This window comes from Janthinobacterium sp. TB1-E2 (assembly GCF_036885605.1).
GTDB lineage: Bacteria > Pseudomonadota > Gammaproteobacteria > Burkholderiales > Burkholderiaceae_D > Janthinobacterium > Janthinobacterium aestuarii.
In genome coordinates this window covers 5,643,831-5,663,796 of the sequence record NZ_CP142523.1, presented here as the reverse complement: position 1 = coordinate 5,663,796, position 19,966 = coordinate 5,643,831, and the positions used below count along the sequence as shown (strand labels likewise).

The following is a 19,966-nucleotide window of genomic DNA, read 5'->3' as shown; positions in this document are numbered from 1 at the left end:
GTTGCGTACGTTGGCTGGGCGTGGCTGTGCGAGTCCTGTGCGGGCAGTGCGATAAGGAGGAAGGGCGGGGGAAGGCTGAATCAGTGGGCAAGACGTTTATTTAAACACTCTAAGCCAGCCTTAAGTTCGTATCGGCATTATTTTCTACATTCACCAGACGAGGAAAAATCATGGCACATCATGCATTAGCATCGCAAGAGAGTTACAACCCGAACCACCTGCTGGATATTCTGCTGAGCAAGATGCAGCTGAAGAACGATGCAGCCCTGTCGCGTCTGCTTGAAGTGGCGCCACCGGTCATCAGCAAGATCCGCCACCACCGCTTGCCGGTTGGCGCCTCGCTGCTGATCCGCATGCACGAAGTAACGGGCATGAGCATCCGCGACCTGCGCGACTTGATGGGCGACCGCCGCACCAAGTACCGTCTGTCCGACGCCCAGGGCCGTCCAAAAGCGGAAGACCGCGGCGATGCGCAAGAATCGAATTACGCGCACTGATGTGGCGGTTGTACGCTGACTGTGCCGCTTGCGTAGCTGCTGGCGGCAACAGGCTGGCGTGGACCGGGCAGCATGGACGTACCGTCATACCCCTAACGGCTTTCGCTTCGCAGCGAGGGCCGTTTGCGTTTGCGGCATTGTGAGGATATTGCTTAGCTCAGCAGTGCCGAGGTGATTTCGTCGTAGCGCAGCTCCGTTTCGCGGAACAGCTGCAGATACGCGTCTTCGCCCAGGCCCAGCGCATCCCAGGCCACCGGCGAGACGCGCGGCACCATATCGTCGCCCGCCTGCGCCAGGTCGAGCGCGCAAACAATCGCGTTGGCCACGTGGATCAGCGATGCGAGAAAGCCTGCCCCGGGCGTTTCCGGCTGCAGATAGTTGCCCAGCGCCAGGCGCATGGTGTCGGAAAAATTCCAGTGTTCGGCCAGGGCCACGCCCGCCTGCACGTGGTCCACGCCGAGCACGGCCTGCTCCGCTTCGAGCAGGCTGCAATCGTGCGCGGCCTGGTGCGCGATGGCTTGCGCGTAGTGCGCGGGAAAGCTGCTGACCAGCACCAGGCGGCCGATGTTGTGCAGCAAGCCGGCCGTGAACGCGTAATCCTGGTTGAAACGGATCTGTCGCGCCAGCACCTTGGCGCAGGCGGCCGTCGCCACCGAATGACGCCAGAAGGCCTTGTCGTCGAAACCGGGGCAGCGTCCTTCCGGAAAGCAACCGGTGATGGCGGCCGACGTGATCAGGCTGCGCGTCGTCTGGAAGCCCAGGTAGGTGATCGCCTGCTGGATGGTGGTGGCCTTCACTTGCAAGCCATAGTGGGACGAGTTGGCCAGGCGCAGGGTTTTCGCCGTCAATGCCTGGTCGTACGACACTTTTTTGGCCAGCACGGAAATATCGACATCTTCCTGGTCGATGCTGTTGAGCAACTCCATGACGACGGCGGGCAAGGATGGCAAGTCATCGAGGTGGGCGACGATATCGTCGAGCGTCAGCTGCGTGCTCATGCGGACTCTCCCGTGCCCAGGCGGTACGCCGTGACATAGCTGCGCAGCAAGGTGGTGGCCGCGTCCAAGGGATCGTCGGGATCATGCTTGCGGAACAGGTAGGCCAGCCGTTCGCTGTCGGCCGCCTGCTGCGCGGCGATGGCTTCCGGAGTAGGGGGCGGCGCCTGGATCGGCAGCATGTCGATGTTGTGGCGGGGCATCAGGGCCAGCATGTTTTCCGTCAATACGGCGCCTTGCGGCAACAGCACTTGTCCATGCGCATCGAGCAAGACATCCGACAAGATCATGCCGGGACGAACTTGTTCCAGGGGTAGATGTTGATGCGTGACCGCCATGACGACTCCTTAGATGATTGCGGGATATTACCATTGCCATGCCGCAATGTCTCAACCTGCATCAAAGTCCCTATCGAAAGTGGAAATACTGTAAATCTTGCCAATAAGCATGTCATACCGTACATTTGATTCAGGCCCTTGTATTGCTGACGTATCTGCGCCCGCGCCGCGGGCCGGCGGCAGGCCTGGCCCGGGGAGTGTTGATTGATGGCGAGTATCCAAGTCCGGCTGACCCTGCTTTTTGTCGTGATCGTCACCTTGGTGCTGGGCATTTCCGGCAGCTATACCCAATATACACTGAGCCAGGAACTCGAATCGGGCAGCGCGCGCCTGCGCAGCGGCGTGCTCACGCGCTTGCAGACGAGCTTGCCTTCGGCACTGTGGGACCTCGACAAATCCAAGGTCGACAGCATCGTCGCGGCTGAAATGCTGCCGCCGGAACTGGTTGGCATCCGCGTCTACGACGCCTCGGTCGGCCTGTTCGCGGGCGAGGTGCGCGACGCGGGCGGCACCCTGGTGCCTTTGAGCGCCGACGTGGCCATGGGCGGCACGCCTGTCGAGGCGCCGCTGGTGTTCCGCGACGCCGTGGCGGCGGCCACGGGCGGCAAGCCGGTGATCGTCGGCAAGGTCATCGTCAATTTCAGCCGCGCGCAGATCGATGCGGCCCTGCATGCCGAAGTGCGGCGCAAGGTGCTGGAAGTGTTGCTGCTTGACATCATCCTCGTGGGCGCCCTGGCGCTGAGCCTGCGCATCGTCTTCGAACCGCTGAAACAGTTGCGCGACGGCTTGTTCGACCTGGCCACGCGCGGCAGCGACGAGGTCGAAGAGCTGCCGGAAAATCGGCGCGACGAACTGGGCGACGTGATCCGCGGCTTCAATGCCGTGCAGCGCAAGCTCAAGTCCATCATCGAGGGCAGCCGCGAGGCGGAAGACATGGCGCGCCGTTCGCAGCAGGCAACGGCGCAGGCCATGGACGAGCTGCGCCGCACGCAGGAATCGTTGCTGCAATCGGAGCGCCTGGCCTCGCTGGGCAGCCTGGTGGCCGGCGTGGCGCATGAAATCAACACCCCGGTCGGCATCGCGCTGACCAGCGCCTCGGTGCTGAAGGAAGCTACCGATGACATCAGCGCGGCCGTGGCCGGCGGCAGCGTGAAGAAGACCGACATCGTGCGCTACCTGGAAACGGCCGGCGAAAGCGCGCGGCTGATCATGAACAATGCCTACCGCGCCGCCCATCTGATCCACAGCTTCAAACAGATCGCCGTCGACCAGGTCAGCGAGGCGCGCCGTTTGTTCGAATTGCGCGACTATATCGGCGAGGTGATCTCGAGCCTGCAGCCGACCCTGAAAAAGACGCGCATCAGCATCGATATCGACTGCCCGCCAGACATCATGCTCGACAGCTATCCGGGCGCGCTGGCGCAGGTACTGACCAACCTGGTGTTGAACTGCGTCGAGCACGCGTTTGATGCGGACACGGCCGGCAACATCCATATCGGCGTGCACCGCGATGGCGACGCGATCGCCATGCAGGTGCGCGACAACGGCCGCGGCATCGCACCCGACATGCTCGACCGCGTGTTCGATCCGTTTGTCACCACGCGGCGCGGGCAGGGCGGCACGGGACTGGGCTTGAATATCGTGTTCAACTTGATTGCCAAGCAGTTTGGCGGCACCATCACGGTCAGCAGCACCTTGGGGCAGGGTGCGGCGTTCCTGCTGCGCCTGCCCACGGTGACGCCGTTGCCGGAAAGCACCAACAGCCAGGCATAGGCAAGGAGACAGCATGGCACAGATAGAAAACAGTCAGCAAGTGGCGCTGTTGCGCGGGATTAATGTGGGCCGCGCCAAGCGCGTGGCCATGGCCGACCTGCGCAAGCTGCTGGGCGACCTGGGTTTTGCGCAGGTGCGCACCGTGCTCAACAGCGGAAACGTCGTGTATGACGGCGGCAAGGTGGCGCCGGCCGAGGCCGCTGCCCGCATCGAGGAAGCGCTGGTGCTGAAACTGGGCGTGGCGGCCAGGGTGACGGTGCTGTCGGCCAGCCAGTTTGCCGAGCTGGTCGAACAAAACACCTTGGCGCCGGCGGCCGATGCGGCCCGTCTGCTGACCCTGGTGCTGAACAATCCGGCCGACATCCAGCGTCTGGCGCCGCTCGTGCAGCAGTCGTGGCAGCCCGAAGCGCTGGCGCTGGGGCGCTGGGCCGCATATGCGTGGTGTCCCGATGGCGTGCTGGCCAGCAAGGTGGTGGCGGCGCTGGGCGTGCTGCTGGGCGACGGCGTCACCTCGCGCAACTGGGCCACCATGCAAAAACTGCATGCGCTGCTGAGCGAACCCGATGCGCCAGCCACCTCTTCATTTTCCAAGGAGCACTGATGCCTTCCATTACCGGTACCTTCGACGTCACCATCACCCCGGAAACCTTGTCGGACACGGCCGCGCAATCGGGACTGGGACGCTTGTCGCTCGACAAGCGCTACCACGGCGCGCTCGAGGCCAGCGCGCAGGGCGAGATGCTGAGCGCGCGCGCCAGCGTGAGCGGCTCGGCAGGCTATGTGGCATTGGAGCGGGTGGAGGGTACTCTGGACGGACGCCGCGGCAGTTTTTATTTGCAGCACAGCGGCACGATGACGCGCGGCGCGCCCGCCTTGTCGGTGACGGTGGTGCCCGATACGGGGACGGAGCAGTTGCAAGGACTCAGGGGCAGCCTGGCCATCCGCATCGAGGACGGCAAGCATTATTATGATTTTACGTATGACATTGTTGAGGCGCAATGAACTGGGATATCGTCAAGGGTGTCCTGATTGTCCTCGTCGCCATCAGCGTGGTGGTGACGGCCTTCGTGCTTATTTCCGCCTCGGGCCCGGACAAGGCGGGCTGCATCGCGCGGGCCCTGAAGTCCGGCATTCCGGTGGGGAACATCGAACGGGTCTGCCGCCTGCTCGACAAATGATGGCGCCATAACAAAACATTCCGCACCAGGCGGAATGTTCTTCAGCAGCACCTTGCCAGTGCAGGCGCCGTCAGTTATCGAATTTTTCCTGTTTTTCGCCGTGCAGGCTCAAGGCCACCAGGCCCAATCCCACCAGCAACATCGAGTACATGCTCGCTTCAGGCACGGGGGCCGGTACGTTGGCTTGCTGTGCGGGTGCGGCCGTCATGGGCCTCGGCGGCGCCAGGGCCACATGGCGCGCGCCACTGGTGCTCCAGTGCGGTGCCGCCGTCGCGCTGCTGCTGGCCAGCAGGCGTGCATACGGCAAGTCCGGCGTTTCCCAGCCGGGATTATTATTCAAGCTGATGCTTTCATCGATCATCACGCGTTCGCCGGCTTCGTGCAGCTTGCCGGCTGTCGTGTCGCTGACTGCCGCCATGCTCCATGTGCTGGCCGACAGCGCCAGCAAGGCCATGCATAGCGACTGATAGATTCTCATCGTGCTCTCCCTGTTGTTCACCGCGCGGCGCAGCCGAAACCGGCTAGCGCATGGACGGACAATTCGCCTGTACGGGGGCGTATCATGGTTTTTCTGCTGTTCTCCCATTACAGCATAGATCGTGACAATTTTGATACGCTTATTTCCTCTTTATTACGAATATTTGTCATTTTGATAGCGTAAACGTGATCGCTGCCGCACACTTTGCATAAGCACGCTATCGACGAAAAAACACTGTTGTTTTTTTGTGCGAATCGTCAGCACGAAAACAATATATTGATTAGTATATTGTTTATCGCACGCTATTCAACATGACCGCCTGTGGGAGGGCAAGATGGAGACAGTCGCAACACAACACGCCGAATACAACCTCGACGCCATGCGTGGCTCGGCCTACAAGGCCAGCTCGCTGCTCAAGGCCATGGGCAATGCCGACCGGTTGATGCTGCTGTGCCAGCTGTCGCAGGGCGAGCATTGCGTCAGCGACCTCGAGCAAAAAGTGGGCATCGGCCAGCCGACCCTGTCGCAGCAGCTGGGCGTGCTGCGCGAAGAGATGCTGGTGGCCACGCGGCGCGATGGCAAGCAGATTTATTACCGCGTCGCCAGCGCGCCCGTGCTGGCCGTGCTGCAAGTGCTGTACGCGCAATTTTGCGCGCCGCGCGCCCCGTTCAACGACGAAGCGGACTGAACCCTGCCATGACGATAGACTGGCAGCACTTCACGCCGTGGGCCTCGCTGGCCGGCGGCATGCTGATCGGCCTGGCGGCTGCGCTATTGATCCTGTTCAATGGCCGCATCGCCGGCATCAGCGGCATCGTCGGCGGCTTGCTGCGTCCGCATAGCGGCGACCTGGGCTGGCGCATCGCCTTTCTTGCCGGCCTGATCGGCACGCCCTTGCTGTACCAGCTGTGGCAAGCCTTGCCGCCTGTGCAGATCGACGCGGGCACGCCCGCCCTGATCGTGGCGGGCTTGCTGGTGGGCGTGGGTGTGCGTTATGGCGCCGGCTGCACCAGCGGTCACGGCGTGTGCGGGCTGTCGCGCCTGTCTCCGCGTTCGCTGGCGGCCACTTGCGCTTTCATGGCGGCCGGCTTCCTCACCGTCTATCTGTTGCGCCACCTATGAACAAACTGATTCTTTCCCTGTTAAGCGGCCTCGTCTTTGGCTTGGGCCTGATCGTCTCCGGCATGTCCAATCCAGCCAAGGTGCTCGCTTTCCTCGACCTGGCCGGCGCCTGGGATCCGTCGCTGGCGCTGGTGATGGGCGGCGCCATCGGCGTGGCCTTGCCCGCCTTCTGGCTGGCGCGGCGGCGCACCAGGTCGCTGCTGGGCGAAGCCATGCAGTTGCCGACATCGCGGCGCATCGACCGGCGCTTGCTGCTGGGCAGCCTGGCCTTTGGCGCGGGCTGGGGCATCGCCGGTTTCTGTCCCGGTCCCGCCCTCGTGTCGCTGCTGGCGGGCCAGCCGAAGGCGTGGATGTTTGCCGGCGCCATGCTGGCAGGCATGGCCGTGTTTGAAGTGCTGGAGCGCCGCAAGCTGCCTGCGCCGGCCTGAGACGGTACAATCTGGCGCATCGCCACTTTGGATACCGCTTACATGACCACCGTGATTTTCCGTGCCGGCGCGCGCGCCGCCCTGCTGTGCAGCGTGCTGGCGCTGGCCGCCTGCGGCAGCCTGCTGAAGAAGGAAGCGCCGCCCGCTCCCATGCCTGTGGCCGACGCCTTGCCCAATCCGCAAGTGCTGCTGCTTGGTGAAGTCCCTGACAATGCGCAAGGCCAGCGCCTGCGGGGCGAGGAATTGCGCCGCCGCCTGGCGGCCGGCTGGCGTCCCGTGATCGTCATGGAGCAGTTCGACCGCGAAAATCAGGACTTGCTGACGCGCGCCGCGCGCGAATGCGCCGACCCCGATTGCATCATCCGCGTGATGGAACAGCCGCGCTGGGACTGGAGCGTGTACCGTCCCGTGCTGGACCTCGTCATCAGCTACCAGCTGACCCTGGTCGCCGGCAATTTGTCGCCGGCCGATGCCTCGCGCATCGTGCGCGACGGCATCCAGTGGTCGATGCCGCCCGCCATGGTGGCCACGTACCTGGCCGCGCCCGTGCCGGCCGATATCCTGGAAGGGCAAAAGAAGGAAGTGCAGGCGGCCCGCTGCAATATGCTGCCCGACATGATGGTGGGTGGCGTCGTCAACGCGCAAGTGGCGCGCGATATCTGGATGGCCAAGCTGATCCGCGACCAGGCGCCGCGCGACGTGGTGCTGATCGCCGGCAATGAACATGTGCGCAAGGATATCGGTGTGCCCCGCTGGCTGAAGCTGGCCGACCCGCAACTGAACGTGCGCAGCATCGGCTACCTGGAGCAGGGGACCACCGGCTACAAGGGCACGTTCGACCTGACGCAAACAATGCCGGCGCAGCCGCGCCCGGATCCTTGCGCCAAGTTCAAGAAATAAGGTTCAAGAAATAAGCCTACTGCTGCACCCGCACCAGAGCGCTGACCCGGCTTGCCGTATCGAGCAGTTTCGGCAAGCTGTGTTCCAGCAGATGCGCCACGGACGGCCCCGCCGTCTGGCCGCTGACGTTGATCGCCGCCACCACCTTGCCGGCCCGGTCGAACACGGGCGCGGCCAGGGCGATCAAGCCCTGTTCCAGCTCTTCCTGCACCAGGCACCAGCCCTGGCGCCGCACTTGCGCAATCTCTTCCATCAAGACGTCGATATCGACCTTGGTCGCCGGCGTGATTTTCAGCAGCGCCATCTTCGACAGCCGTTCGCGCAGCACGTCCGGCGTCAGGCCCGATAGCAACACTCTGCCCATCGAGGTGCAGTAGGCGGGCAGGCGGCTGCCGATGCCCAGGTTGATCGACATGGTGCGGTGCGCAGACAGGCGCACGACATACACGATGTCGTCGCCGTCGAGCACTGTGGCCGAGCACGACTGGCGCAAGGTCTGCATCAATTCTTCCAGCAGCGGTTGCGCCTGCGTCCACACGGGCAGCGACGACAGGTAGGCGTAGCCGAGGTCGAGCACCTTGGGCGTCAAACGGAACAGCCGCCCATCCGCTTCCACGTAACCGAGATGCAACAAGGTGAGCAGGATGCGCCGCGCGCCGGCGCGCGTCAGCTGCGCCCGTTCCGCCACTTCGCTCAAGGTCTGCTGCGGCGCGTCCGCGCCAAAGCTGCGCAGCACGGCCAGGCCCCGCGCGAACGATTGCACATAGCTGTCGCCGGGACGCGGCGCGCCGTCGGCATCGGCGGTTTCTTCGGCGGAAAGGGAGGTGCTGCTGCGTGCGGTCATGGCAATTCCAATTGGTCAAGGTGGCAATTATAGCCATGGCGCTGGCGAAAACGGCAAATTGACAAGCGCCCCGATCAGGCATATTCTCACGAATAAGTTCTAAATACGAATATTTGTTCGTTATGCGAACAGATGGCCGATAGGTTTGATTGGGAGGAGACCGCAATGATCGACAAACTGCGTTCCAGCGTGCTTGATGCGCTGGCCGATATCCACGATGGCGCCACCGTCATGATTGGCGGCTTTGGCGGCGCGGGCCAGCCGGCCGAGCTGATCGACGGCTTGATCGCCCAGGGAGCGCGCGACCTCGTCATCGTCAACAACAATGCGGGCAATGGCGACACGGGCCTGGCGGCCCTGCTGAAAAACGGGCAAGTGCGCAAGATCATCTGTTCGTTCCCGCGCCAGGCCGATTCCCACGTGTTCGACGCGCTGTACCGCGCGGGCAAGCTGGAACTGGAACTGGTGCCGCAGGGGAACCTGGCCGAGCGCATCCGCGCCGCCGGCGCCGGCATCGGCGGCTTTTTCACGCCTACCGGTTATGGCACGGACTTGGCCAAGGGCAAGGAAACGCGCGAGATCGATGGCCGCATGTATGTGTTCGAGTCGCCGATCCACGCCGATTTCGCGCTGATCAAGGCGGAGCAGGGCGACCGCTGGGGCAACCTGACTTACCGCAAGACGGCGCGCAACTTCGGCCCGATCATGGCCATGGCCGCCAAGGTCAGCATTGCTTCCGTGCATGAAATTGCCGAGCTGGGCAGCATCGACCCCGAGCACGTCATCACGCCGGGCCTGTTCGTGCAGCGCATCGTGCAAGTGCCGCGCACTGCCACCGGCCCCGCCGGCTTCAAAGCAGCCTGAGGAGTATCAAATGAACAAATGGAATCGAGACCAGATGGCGGCCCGTGTGGCGGCCGACATCCATGAAGGCAGTGTCGTCAACCTCGGTATCGGCTTGCCGACCCTGGTGGCGAACCACTTGCCGGCTGGCGCGGACATCATCCTGCACAGCGAAAACGGCGTGATCGGCATGGGCCCCGCACCGGCGCCCGGCGAGGAAGACTACGACTTGATCAACGCGGGCAAGCAGCCCGTCACCCTGCTGCCCGGCGGCAGCTATTTCCACCATGCCGACAGTTTCGCCATGATGCGCGGCGGCCACCTCGACATCTGCGTGCTGGGCGCGTTTCAAGTGTCCGCCACGGGCGATCTGGCCAACTGGCACACGGGCGCGCCCGACGCCATTCCCGCCGTGGGCGGGGCCATGGACCTGGCCATCGGCGCGAAAAAAACCTGGGTCATGATGGAATTGCTGACCAAGACCGGTGAAAGCAAGCTGGTGCAGGCCTGCACCTATCCGCTCACGGGTATCGGCTGCGTCAGCCGCATCTATAGCGACCTGGCCGTGCTCGATTTGTCGCCCAACGGGGCCGTGGTGGTCGAACTGGTCGATGGCCTGAGTTTTGAACAGCTGCAAGCGTTGACGGCCGTGCCGCTGACGGACGGACGTTAATTCAGTATCAATACGCAAACCACTTTCTTGGAGGAAAGAACATGACCCACGCTTATATCTGCGACGCCCAGCGCACGCCGTTTGGCCGCTACGGCGGCGGCCTGTCCGGCGTGCGCGCCGACGACCTGGGCGCCGTGCCCATCCGTGCCTTGATGGCGCGCAATCCCGACGTGGACTGGACTGCCGTTACCGACGTGCTGTACGGCTGCGCCAACCAGGCGGGCGAGGACAACCGCAACGTGGCGCGCATGGCCGCCCTGCTGGCCGGCTTGCCCGACAGTGTGCCGGGCGCCACCCTGAACCGCCTGTGCGGCTCGGGCCTGGACGCCATCGGCAGCGCCGCGCGCTTCATCAAGAGCGGCGAAACGGGTTTGCTGATCGCCGGCGGCGTGGAAAGCATGAGCCGCGCACCATTCGTCATGGGCAAGGCCGACAGCGCTTTTTCGCGCGGCATGAAAATGGAAGACACGACCATCGGCTGGCGCTTCATCAATCCGTTGATGAAGGCGCAGTACGGTGTCGATTCGATGCCGGAAACGGCGGAAAACGTGGCGTCCGACTTCGGTATCAGCCGCGCGGACCAGGATGCGTTCGCGCTGGCCAGCCAGGTCAAGGCCCTGGCGGCGCAGCAGGCGGGCGTGTTCGACAGTGAAATCTGTCCCGTCAGCATCGCGCAAAAGAAAGGCGATCCCATCGTCGTTGTCCGTGACGAGCACCCGCGCGCCACCACGCTGGACACCCTGGCCAAATTGAAGCCTGTCGTGCGCGCGGACGGCACGATTACCGCCGGCAACGCCTCGGGCGTCAACGATGGCGCGGCGGCGCTGCTGCTGGCCGACGAGGCGAACGCGGCCCGTTTTGGCCTGACACCGCGGGCCCGTGTCGTGGCCATGGCGACGGCCGGCGTGGCGCCGCGCATCATGGGCATCGGCCCCGCGCCCGCCACCCTGAAAGTGCTGGCCATGACGGGTTTGACCCTGGCCGACTTCGACGTCATCGAACTGAACGAAGCATTTGCCGCCCAGGGCCTGGCCGTGCTGCGCCAGCTGGGTTTACCCGACGACGATGCGCGCGTCAATCCGAACGGCGGCGCCATCGCCCTCGGCCACCCGCTGGGTGCCTCCGGTGCGCGCCTGGCCATGACGGCCGTCAACCAGCTACACCGCACGGGCGGCCGCTATGCGCTCTGCACCATGTGCATCGGCGTGGGGCAGGGTATTGCATTGGTGCTGGAACGGGTCTGATTCCACACGCCCGCAGGCGAAAAAAAGTTACCGGCGATACGTATTAACGCGTATGCCGGGCGGCTTTTTGACTCTGATCAAGGGCGTATGATGCAAAACCAGCCCGGGCAACCGGGCTGGCGTTGGCTTTTTCACACGAACAAAAAGACTGATATGACATCCCACGATACTCCGCATGACGTTGCGCAGCTGACTTCCCAGCAGCGCATCAAGGCCATCATTGGCGCTTCCTCCGGTAACCTGGTCGAATGGTTCGACTTCTACATTTACTCGTTCTGCGCGCTGTACTTCTCGCACGCCTTCTTCCCCTCCGGTAACCCGACGACGCAGCTGCTGCAGACGGCAGGCATCTTCGCCGCCGGCTTCCTCATGCGTCCCGTGGGGGGCTGGCTGTTCGGCCGCATCGCCGACAAATACGGCCGCCGCCAGTCGATGATGATTTCCGTGCTGATGATGTGCGGCGGTTCCCTGATGATCGCCGTGCTGCCGACCTATGAAACCATCGGCGCCTTCGCCCCGTTCCTGCTGCTCGTGGCGCGTCTGTTCCAGGGCCTGTCCGTGGGCGGCGAATACGGTACCAGCGCCACTTACATGAGCGAAGTGTCGGAATCGGGCAAGCGCGGCTTCTTCGCCTCGTTCCAGTACGTGACCCTGATCGGCGGCCAGCTGCTGGCCTTGCTGGTGCTGGTGGTCTTGCAGCAACTGCTGACCCTGGAAGAGCTGCGTGCCTGGGGCTGGCGCATTCCGTTCGTCTTCGGCGCCCTGGCGGCCCTCGTGTCGCTGAACCTGCGTAAATCCCTGACGGAAACGACTACCGCCAGCGAGCGCAAGGACAAGGATGCGGGCAGCTTGCGCGGCTTGCTCAAGCACAAGCGCGCCTTTATCACGGTGCTGGGCTTTACGGCCGGCGGCTCGCTCGTGTTCTACACGTTTACCACCTACATGCAGAAATACCTGGTCAACACGGCCGGCATGGATACCAAGACGGCCAGCGCCGTCATGACCTGCGCTCTGCTCGTCTACATGATTCTGCAACCGGTGTTCGGCGCCTTGTCCGACCGCATCGGCCGCCGTACCTCGATGCTGTTCTTCGGCGGCCTGGCCACCCTGTGCGTGCTGCCCATCATGCATGCCCTGAAAGACATCACCAGCCCGTACGCGGCGTTTGGCCTGATCATCATCGCCTTGGCCATCATCAGCTTCTACACGTCGATCAGCGGCTTGATCAAGGCGGAAATGTTCCCCGTCGAAGTGCGCGCGCTGGGCGTGGGCCTGTCGTATGCGGTCGCCAACGCCATGTTCGGCGGTTCGGCCGAGTACGTGGCGCTGCAGTTCAAGGCCTGGCACGTGGAAGAGTATTTCTATTGGTACGTGACCGTCATGTGCCTGATTTCCTTCATCGTCGCCATCCGCATGCCGGACCCGAGCCGCTCGGGACTGCTGAAGTAAGCTTGCCGTAAAATGGGGGACACTGCGGTGTCCCTTTTTCATCACCGCCTTTTTATCGTGCCGATCAGGAGTTTTCATGTCGTATGTCATTCCCGCACCGATCCAGCCCAGCGTTCCCGTCACGGGCAGCGCCGACAGCTTTCCCGTCCACCGCATCTATTGCGTGGGCCGCAACTACGTCGACCACGCCAAGGAAATGGGCCACACGGGCCGCGAGGCGCCGTTTTTCTTCATGAAACCAAACGATGCCGTGCTGCCCGTGCCTGCGGGCACGACGGGTGAACTGCCGTACCCGGCGCAGACGCAGGATTTCCAGCACGAGATGGAACTGGTGGTGGCCATCGGCAAGGGCGGCAGCGATATCGGCGTGGCCGACGCGCTGAGCCACGTGTGGGGCTATGCGATCGGCCTGGACATGACGCGCCGCGACGTGCAGGGCGCAGCGAAAAAACTGGGCCGCCCGTGGGACACGGGCAAGGCCTTCGAGCACTCGGCGCCCATCGGCCCCATCACCCCGGCCGCGCAGGCGGGTGACATTGGCCATGCCGCCATCACCCTGCACGTGAACGGCGAGCTGCGCCAGGCGAGCACCATCGACATGCTGATCTGGAACGTGGCCGAAACCATCGCCGACCTGTCGACCTATTTCACTTTGCAGCCGGGTGATTTGATCTACACGGGTACGCCGGCCGGTGTGGCGGCCGTGCAGCGCGGCGACGAGCTGGTGGGCGCCATCGATGGCCTGGGCACCTTGCGCGTGAAAGTGGTCTAAGTTCTCAAGGAGACGCACATGATGAACGACACGTATTCCGTAGCCCAACCGACGCGCGCCGAGATCGACGCCTTGACCGGGCCGGCCCTGCTGGAATTCGGCACGGGCTGGTGCGGCCACTGCCGCGCCACCCAGGCGCCGCTGGCCGCCGCGTTTGCGCAGCACCCTGGCGTGCCGCATATCCGCGTGGAAGACGGTCCCGGCCGCGTCCTGGGGCGCGCGTTCCGGGTGAAGCTGTGGCCGACCCTGGTTTTTTTGAAGGATGGCCAGGAAGTGGCGCGCCTCGTGCGCCCGCTCGACAGTGCGGACATCTCCAGGGCGTTTGCCCTGATTGCGGCATAACTTGGGGTCAGACCCGCCGGGTCTGACCCCGGCAGTTGTCCACAACTTCTTGCCGCACCGCACCACTGCGCGTATCATAAGCCGCTTACAGCAAGATCAACCGCATCCTGAGTGATGCAGCGCGATGATCGCCGGCCCGCTCCACCCGGAGGGGCCGCAGGCAAGGACTCACCACAAATGACCGATGCCGCGATGCCGACGCGCGGGTCTGGTACGGAATGCCTGGCGATACGCCGGGCCTGATACACGTCGCCCACCCCCTGACGCCTTTCCTGCCGTGCCCCGGGTAACCGGATGGCGCACGACCGTTGTTTCTCTAAATCAGCACTGATCGCGGCGCGATAGCGCGCGTTGGTACACCGTTGTCTGCCGTTAACAACGGCGTGTTGCGGGGTGAAATTTGTTTGCGAATTTAATAGCAAATTCGCAGCAATTACGCCCGAGCACAGCTATGATATGTGAACCGCGCGCCTAGACAACGTGCTGTGCTGCTGCCTGAAAAAACATCCAGAGAATGGCCTTTAGACACCCTCCCCAAGGAGCGCAGTAAATGAGCACCCCCCCCAAGAAAAATTCCCCCGGCACGGTGCTGTTCGCCAGCCTGATCGGCACCACCATCGAGTTCTTCGACTTTTATATCTACGCCACCGCCGCCGTGCTGGTGTTCCCGAAACTGTTCTTCCCCGCCGGCGATCCGTCGGCCGCCGTGCTGCAGTCGCTGGCCACGTTCGCCATCGCCTTCTTCGCCCGCCCCATCGGTTCGGCCGTGTTCGGCCACTTCGGCGACCGCATCGGCCGCAAGGCCACTCTCGTGGCGGCCTTGCTGACCATGGGTATCTCGACCGTCATCATCGGCTTGCTGCCGACGTATGCCGCCATCGGCACCCTGGCGCCGCTGCTGCTGGCGCTGTGCCGTTTCGGCCAGGGCCTGGGCCTGGGCGGCGAGTGGGGCGGCGCGGTGCTGCTGGCCACGGAAAACGCGCCACCGGGCAAACGCGCCTGGTACGGCATGTTCCCGCAGCTGGGTGCGCCGATCGGCTTCTTCCTGTCGGGCGGTATCTTCCTGCTGCTGAGCGAAACCATGACCGATGAACAGTTCTTCAGCTACGGCTGGCGCATCCCGTTCCTGGCCAGCGCGCTGCTGGTCATCGTCGGCCTGTACGTGCGTCTGAAGATCACGGAAACGCCGGACTTCCAGAAAGTCATCGACAAGAACGAAGTCGTCAAACTGCCGGTCGCCACCGTGTTCCGCCAGCATGGCCGCATGCTGTTCCTGGGCACCATCATCGCCCTGGCCACCTTCGTGCTGTTCTACCTGATGACGGTGTTCGCGCTGAGCTGGGGCACGACCAAACTGGGCTTCACGCGCAAGGAATTCCTCATCGTGCAGCTGTTTGCCGTGCTGTTCTTCGCGCTGACGATTCCATTCTCGGCCGTGCTGGCCGACCGCCGTGGCCGCCGTGCCACCCTGATCTGGGTCTCCGTCGCCATCGCCATCTTCGGCCTGGTGCTCGCGCCGATGTTCGGTTCGGGCGTGACCTGGGAAGTGACCGTCTTCATGGCCGTCGGCCTGGGCCTGATGGGCATGACCTACGGACCGCTGGGTACAATGTTGTCCGAGCTCTTCCCGCCGGAAGTGCGCTACACGGGCGCCTCGCTGACGTTCAACCTGGCCGGCATCCTCGGTGCCTCGCTGGCGCCGTACATCGCCACCTGGCTGGCCACCAACTACGGCTTGCAATACGTGGGCTATTACCTGTCGCTGGCGGCCGTGCTGACCTTGGGCGCGCTGCTGATGGTGGGCAAGCCGCGCGCGGGCAAGGAAGCCTGGCAGTAACTGCTTGCTACACGATGGTCGAAAGCCGCCAGCTGCCCAGCTGGCGGCTTTTTTTATTTCGCCGCCACGTGGCCGTAGCAGGCTTTCAGTCCCGCATAGTCGTAGAAGACGCTGCCGGGCGCGATGCGCGCGCCGTCGCAAGCGGCCTGGAAATCGGTTTCCTTTTCGTTGTACAGCAGGCGCACGATCAGCTGTCCTGCGCCGTTGCGGTACACATCCCACTGCATATTGGCCGCCAGCGGCGAGATGCTCTGGCCGCGCCATCGAGTGCCGTCATGGCTGTCGCCGGCCGATGCCGGCAGCGGTGCCAGCGCCTCTTTCAAGCCCATGGCCGAAGCGAGCGGGATGATCATTTCGGCGTGCGTGAAGCGCAGCTTGGCCGCGTGGCGTAAATCCCCCTTGGCCAGCGCATCGACTTCCTTGAAAAAATCGTCGCGCAAGGCCAGCGCGAAGCGCCAGGTCACGCCTGCGCTGGTCGTGCTGCCCGGTCCTTTCTGGTAAAAATCCTCGTGGTCGGCGATATCGGCGTAGTAGCGCGCATCCTCGGCGGGCATGTAGCTGCTGAAATCGGCCGGCACTTCATGGCGCATGCCTGCGGCGATCGCATACAGTTCATATAGTTTTGTCGCGGCCGCATTCAGGCTGCGGATGACGGTCTTGCCGCTGCCCGTCATGGTGCGCGTGAGCTGGCCGTCCGCGCTGGTGAAGGTGTAGCTACCCGTGTCCGCATAGCTGGCGGCGCCGCGCTCGAGCTGGTCGAGGAAGGCGGGTGCGAACAGCCGTTCGAGCACGTGGCGCGCATGCGCGGCCGCCGCAGGCAGCCTGGCGGGGGCATCCATCAGCGCATGCAGCTGCTTGGTTCTCTCATAATACTGGTAGGCCTGGCTGGCGGCGTAGGTGGCGTAATACGGGCTGGCGCGATCAGCGACAAGATCCGTCCGCGGCGCCAGCTTGTGCGCGTACAGCAGGAAGCGGTTGACGCCATCCGCTTGCGGTACCGCCTTGCGTCCCTGCGGATACGGCGCCGGCGCGGGCGGCAGGTAGAGCAAGGGCGCCAGCGCGGGCGCGTGCTCGAGCAGTGACTGCGTGAAAAAACGGGCGCTGTCGCGCGCGCGGTCCACGCCGGAATCGATGGTGACGAGCTGGCGCGGCGCCGTCGCTGCGTCCTGGCCCACTTGCGCAAACAGGGCGGGCAGGCGCGCCAGCATGCGCACGGCCAGCTGCCGGTGTTCCTCGATGCCCGTCTGCGACAGATTGCCGTAGCCGGGTTTCTCGATGCCGGCCACGCCATAACCAAGCAGCGCGTTGGCCTTCATCAGGGCCAGGATGTCGGGACCCAGTTCGCGCCCCAACGGCGTGAGCGCATCCTGCGCGGCGGCCTGCTGCCACATCGCATACAGGGCCGCATCGCTCTTCATGCCGGTCAATCCGCGCGACCCGTGGCGCGCCACCAGTTGCGTGTAGATGGGCTGGAAGCCGGCCGGTGGCGCGGCATAGGTGGCCGGGTCCTGCTGCGGCGCATATGGCGTCTTGGTCTGGTAATGGCCTTCGGTGGCCAGGACGGGACTGGCGTACAGGGCAAGGGCCAGCGCAATGCTGGACAGGGGTAGCAGTAAGGGCATGGTTTTTTCGTGGTGAATATTTCTCGTACGCCAGCCTAGCACTGAACGAAAAAAAGCGGAAAAAAAGGCGGGCACGGCTGAATGCCGGCCCGCCTGTGCCGTCAGCGCAGCGCGTCAGCCTACCACTTCGGCGTGTACTTCAGGGTCAGCTGCACGTTGCGCGGGTCGCCGAAGTGGTTATTGCCGCCCGTGTCGTTATACGACGGGATCACGTAGCGCTTGTCGAACAGGTTGTTGACGTTGACGGCCAGCGACAGCTGCGGCGTGGCTTGCCAGGCCAGGCGCGCGTTCCACAGCGAGAAGCCGGCCACGTCGAACGAGCGGCCGAAGTCCAGCGTGTGGCTTTGCATGTTCACGCCGGCGCCGACGCTGAACTTGTTCCACTCGCCAGGCAAGGTATAGCCGGACCACAGGCGCAGCATGTGCTTCGGCGTCCACGTCGAGAAGACCTCGCCCTTGTTGTCCGGGTCGTCGAGGTAGGTCGTCGTCGTGTAGGCATAGCCGGCCGACAGCTGCAGGCCGCGCGCCACTTCGCCGGACACTTCCGCTTCCAGGCCCTGGCTGCGCACCTTGCCCGAGGCGCGCGAGCAGTACCAGCCGTCGCAGGCGAAACCGGCGGCGTAGTCGTTGACGGCGCGGTCCTTGTGCTCGTAGCGGAAGACGGCCAGCGAGGTGTTGACTTTGCCGTCCAGCAGTTCGCCCTTGACGCCAGCTTCATAGCTGTCGCCCGTGACCGGTTTCAGGACCTGGCCCGCCGCGTTGCGGTTCGTCTGCGGCTGGAACACGCCCGCATAGCTGGCGTAAGTGGACCATTGCGGCGTCAGCGCATACATCAGGGCCGCCGATGGCGTGAACTTGGCCGTGACCCTGGTGCTGTCCGCCGTGCCGCCCTTGGGGGCATACTCGAAGTCATACCAGCTGAAACGCCCGCCCAGCAGCGCTTTCAGGTTGCTGGTCAACTGGCCGTTCCAGGTGCCGTACAGGCCTTTCTGGCGCATGTCGTAGGTGCTGCTGGAGCTCACGCCGCGCGCGGCGATGGTGTCGAAGTCCTGCCATGGACGGTGGTGGTTGATATTGAAGATCTGCGCGCCTTGCGTCCAGGCGCGCGCATAGCGGTCGTCGGAGTGGAATTTCACATAGCTGGCGCCCATGACGACTTCCTGCGCGATGCCCAGGCCATCGAATTTGCCGCGCACGAAGGCGTCGATGCCGCGCTTCTGGTTCTTGAAATCGGTGGAGAAGTCGCCGTACATGGAACCGCTGCCATCGGCCTTGATGGTGCCGGCCATGCGCTGGTGGGTCGAATTGGTGCGTTCATTGACGCCCAGCGCGGCCGTCTTGAAGGTCCACCGGCTGTTGAAGTGGTGCTCGAGGTCCAGGTTGACGGTGGTCTGTTCCACCTTGCTGCGGTTCCAGTCGGCGCCCGTATAGGTCGAGCGGTGCAATCCCAGTTCGCTGCCGTCGGCGTAGCGCGCCAGGCCGATGAACATCGGGCGGCCGCGCCCATTGACGTTGCTCACGGCCAGGCCCACGGTGGTGGCGGGACCGAGGTCGTAGTCGAGCGCCGCATACACGGTGCGGTTCTTGCTCCAGACCTGGTCGATGAAGGAGTGGCTGTCGTCTTCATCGATGATGGCGCGTCCACGCAAAGTGCCTTCCGCATTCAGCGGCGTGCTGACGTCGAGCTGCGCGCCGTAATGGTCCCACGAACCGGCGCGGCCCGTGAGCGCGACCTGGCGCGTGGCCAGCGGGCGCTTGCGCACCAGGTTGACGGAGCCGCCCGGGCTGCCCGTGCCTTCGAGCAGGCTCGATGCGCCGCGCAGCACTTCCAGGCGATCGTAGATGACCATGTTTTCCTGGCCCCAGTTACCCAGCGCATAGGTGTTGCGGTCGATCGGCACGCCGTCGTACTGCCACTGGTCGATCTGGAAGCCGCGCGAGGTGATCACCACGCCCGCGCCCACGCCATGCACGCCGACCACGCCGGTGACGTTGTTGACGGCTTCGCGCAAGTCCGTGATGCCCTGGTCGTCCAGGCGCTGGCGCGTCAGCACGCTGACCGATTGCGGCATGTCCTTCATCGACTGCTCGCCCTTGCCGAGGGTGATCTTGCGCGCCGTGTAGGAGCCGCTGCCTTCCGTGGTGGCGCCTTGCTCGGCCTGGCCGACGATGGTAATCGACGGCATGGTGCGCTCGGCCGCCGAGGCGGCGCTTGCCGCTGCCGTGGGCGCGGATGCCGGCGCGGCCACCAGCACATAGCCGGTCGCCGTCTTGCCGATGGCGTAGCCGCTGCCGCGCAGCAGCACGGCAAAGCCGTCGTCGATGGCGTAGCTGCCCTGCAGGCCGGCCGTCTGCAGTCCCTGTACCTTGGCTGCGTCGATGACGATGGATACGCCCGCCTGCTGCGCATAGCGGTTCAGGGCGGCGGCCAGCGGACCGGCGGGGATGGCGTAGCTGGCGGTGGCAAGGCTGGCCTGCGCCTGGGCGGCTGCCTGGACGTGCATGCCGGCGCCAGCGAGCAGCAGGGCGGCCAGGGCCAGGGGATGGAGCCGCGTGCGCAGCGCGCGCGGCGAGGAAACGGTAAGGATACGAGCGGACATGGTGACAGCCTTTTTTGATTGATCTCAGCTG

At 64.2% G+C, this 19,966-nt stretch carries 22 protein-coding genes; 16 read left to right on the top strand and 6 right to left on the bottom strand.

Annotated elements, in window-relative coordinates; translation table 11 throughout:
* The first annotated feature begins 170 nt into the window (after positions 1-170).
* Entirely contained in the window at positions 171-497 is a 327-nt protein-coding gene (locus OPV09_RS25520; protein WP_034746769.1) for a hypothetical protein, read from the top strand.
* Between the two features lie 152 nt (positions 498-649).
* On the opposite strand, the gene OPV09_RS25515 is transcribed toward OPV09_RS25520, so the two are convergent.
* Together OPV09_RS25515 and OPV09_RS25510 are read right to left on the bottom strand one after the other, a co-directional pair.
* Positions 650-1,495, bottom strand: coding sequence for an HDOD domain-containing protein (locus OPV09_RS25515; RefSeq protein ID WP_034746771.1), 846 nt, complete (start codon positions 1,493-1,495; stop codon positions 650-652).
* Positions 1,492-1,830, bottom strand: a complete 339-nt coding sequence (locus OPV09_RS25510) for a hypothetical protein (protein WP_257620210.1) — start codon at positions 1,828-1,830, stop codon at positions 1,492-1,494. The genes OPV09_RS25515 and OPV09_RS25510 overlap by 4 nt, the downstream gene beginning before the upstream one ends.
* A gap of 207 nt (positions 1,831-2,037) precedes the next feature.
* Between OPV09_RS25510 and OPV09_RS25505 the strand changes: the two genes are divergently transcribed.
* Genes OPV09_RS25505 through OPV09_RS25490 form a run of 4 tightly spaced genes read left to right on the top strand, consistent with a single transcriptional unit; the run spans position 2,038 to position 4,781 of the window.
* Positions 2,038-3,603 (top strand): HAMP domain-containing sensor histidine kinase, encoded by a 1,566-nt coding sequence (locus OPV09_RS25505; protein ID WP_338679698.1) that lies wholly within the window; start codon positions 2,038-2,040, stop codon positions 3,601-3,603.
* A 13-nt stretch (positions 3,604-3,616) separates the two neighbouring features.
* Positions 3,617-4,204 carry a DUF1697 domain-containing protein gene (locus tag OPV09_RS25500; protein ID WP_338679697.1) on the top strand — a complete coding sequence of 196 codons (588 nt, stop codon included), beginning with the start codon at positions 3,617-3,619 and terminating at the stop codon, positions 4,202-4,204.
* The gene (locus OPV09_RS25495; RefSeq protein WP_338679696.1) at positions 4,204-4,605 is read left to right on the top strand and encodes a DUF3224 domain-containing protein; all 402 of its coding nucleotides are present in this window, start codon (positions 4,204-4,206) and stop codon (positions 4,603-4,605) included. The genes OPV09_RS25500 and OPV09_RS25495 overlap by 1 nt, the downstream gene beginning before the upstream one ends.
* Entirely contained in the window at positions 4,602-4,781 is a 180-nt protein-coding gene (locus tag OPV09_RS25490) for a hypothetical protein (protein WP_034746783.1), read from the top strand. Before OPV09_RS25495 ends, OPV09_RS25490 begins: the two co-directional genes overlap by 4 nt.
* 70 nt (positions 4,782-4,851) lie before the next feature.
* Here the strand turns inward: OPV09_RS25490 and OPV09_RS25485 are convergent, their stop codons facing one another.
* Positions 4,852-5,259 carry a PEP-CTERM sorting domain-containing protein gene (locus OPV09_RS25485; RefSeq protein WP_331777068.1) on the bottom strand — a complete coding sequence of 136 codons (408 nt, stop codon included), beginning with the start codon at positions 5,257-5,259 and terminating at the stop codon, positions 4,852-4,854.
* 334 nt (positions 5,260-5,593) lie between these two features.
* On the opposite strand from OPV09_RS25485, the gene OPV09_RS25480 reads away from it, so the two are divergent.
* From OPV09_RS25480 to OPV09_RS25465, 4 genes are read left to right on the top strand one after another with little or no spacing between them, the layout of a single operon-like run.
* Positions 5,594-5,947 carry an ArsR/SmtB family transcription factor gene (locus OPV09_RS25480; RefSeq protein ID WP_034746789.1) on the top strand — a complete coding sequence of 118 codons (354 nt, stop codon included), beginning with the start codon at positions 5,594-5,596 and terminating at the stop codon, positions 5,945-5,947.
* An 8-nt stretch (positions 5,948-5,955) separates the two neighbouring features.
* Entirely contained in the window at positions 5,956-6,381 is a 426-nt protein-coding gene (locus OPV09_RS25475) for a YeeE/YedE family protein (RefSeq protein WP_338679693.1), read from the top strand.
* Positions 6,378-6,809, top strand: coding sequence for a YeeE/YedE family protein (locus OPV09_RS25470; RefSeq protein ID WP_319990742.1), 432 nt, complete (start codon positions 6,378-6,380; stop codon positions 6,807-6,809). Before OPV09_RS25475 ends, OPV09_RS25470 begins: the two co-directional genes overlap by 4 nt.
* A gap of 42 nt (positions 6,810-6,851) precedes the next feature.
* A complete protein-coding gene (locus tag OPV09_RS25465; RefSeq protein ID WP_338679692.1) occupies positions 6,852-7,709 on the top strand; it encodes a ChaN family lipoprotein in 858 nt (285 codons plus the stop codon).
* Positions 7,710-7,725: 16 nt separating this feature from the next.
* On the opposite strand, the gene OPV09_RS25460 is transcribed toward OPV09_RS25465, so the two are convergent.
* Complete coding sequence (locus OPV09_RS25460) at positions 7,726-8,553, bottom strand: IclR family transcriptional regulator domain-containing protein (protein ID WP_338679691.1); 828 nt, start codon at positions 8,551-8,553, stop codon at positions 7,726-7,728.
* Between the two features lie 165 nt (positions 8,554-8,718).
* Here OPV09_RS25460 and OPV09_RS25455 point away from each other — a divergent pair, with 165 nt between their 5' ends.
* The 7 genes from OPV09_RS25455 (at position 8,719) to OPV09_RS25425 (ending at position 15,713) form a co-directional block, all read left to right on the top strand.
* Positions 8,719-9,417 carry a 3-oxoacid CoA-transferase subunit A gene (locus tag OPV09_RS25455; protein ID WP_072455090.1) on the top strand — a complete coding sequence of 233 codons (699 nt, stop codon included), beginning with the start codon at positions 8,719-8,721 and terminating at the stop codon, positions 9,415-9,417.
* A gap of 10 nt (positions 9,418-9,427) precedes the next feature.
* Positions 9,428-10,069 carry a 3-oxoacid CoA-transferase subunit B gene (locus OPV09_RS25450; RefSeq protein WP_070301238.1) on the top strand — a complete coding sequence of 214 codons (642 nt, stop codon included), beginning with the start codon at positions 9,428-9,430 and terminating at the stop codon, positions 10,067-10,069.
* Positions 10,070-10,110: 41 nt separating this feature from the next.
* Complete coding sequence (gene pcaF, locus OPV09_RS25445) at positions 10,111-11,313, top strand: 3-oxoadipyl-CoA thiolase (RefSeq protein WP_338679689.1); 1,203 nt, start codon at positions 10,111-10,113, stop codon at positions 11,311-11,313.
* A gap of 153 nt (positions 11,314-11,466) precedes the next feature.
* On the top strand, positions 11,467-12,762 hold the full coding sequence (locus OPV09_RS25440) for an MFS family transporter (protein ID WP_338679688.1): 1,296 nt from the start codon (positions 11,467-11,469) through the stop codon (positions 12,760-12,762).
* A gap of 76 nt (positions 12,763-12,838) precedes the next feature.
* Positions 12,839-13,534 carry a fumarylacetoacetate hydrolase family protein gene (locus tag OPV09_RS25435; protein WP_072455094.1) on the top strand — a complete coding sequence of 232 codons (696 nt, stop codon included), beginning with the start codon at positions 12,839-12,841 and terminating at the stop codon, positions 13,532-13,534.
* An 18-nt stretch (positions 13,535-13,552) separates the two neighbouring features.
* Positions 13,553-13,876 carry a thioredoxin family protein gene (locus OPV09_RS25430; protein ID WP_338679687.1) on the top strand — a complete coding sequence of 108 codons (324 nt, stop codon included), beginning with the start codon at positions 13,553-13,555 and terminating at the stop codon, positions 13,874-13,876.
* A gap of 550 nt (positions 13,877-14,426) precedes the next feature.
* Positions 14,427-15,713: an MFS transporter gene (locus OPV09_RS25425; RefSeq protein WP_034746812.1), complete on the top strand. Its 1,287-nt coding sequence runs from the start codon at positions 14,427-14,429 to the stop codon at positions 15,711-15,713.
* A 53-nt stretch (positions 15,714-15,766) separates the two neighbouring features.
* Here OPV09_RS25425 and OPV09_RS25420 read toward each other — a convergent pair whose 3' ends face one another.
* Positions 15,767-17,335, bottom strand: a complete 1,569-nt coding sequence (locus OPV09_RS25420) for a histidine-type phosphatase (protein ID WP_338679686.1) — start codon at positions 17,333-17,335, stop codon at positions 15,767-15,769.
* A 119-nt stretch (positions 17,336-17,454) separates the two neighbouring features.
* The gene (locus OPV09_RS25415) at positions 17,455-19,935 is read right to left on the bottom strand and encodes a TonB-dependent siderophore receptor (protein WP_338679685.1); all 2,481 of its coding nucleotides are present in this window, start codon (positions 19,933-19,935) and stop codon (positions 17,455-17,457) included.
* Between the last annotated feature and the right edge of the window lie 31 nt (positions 19,936-19,966).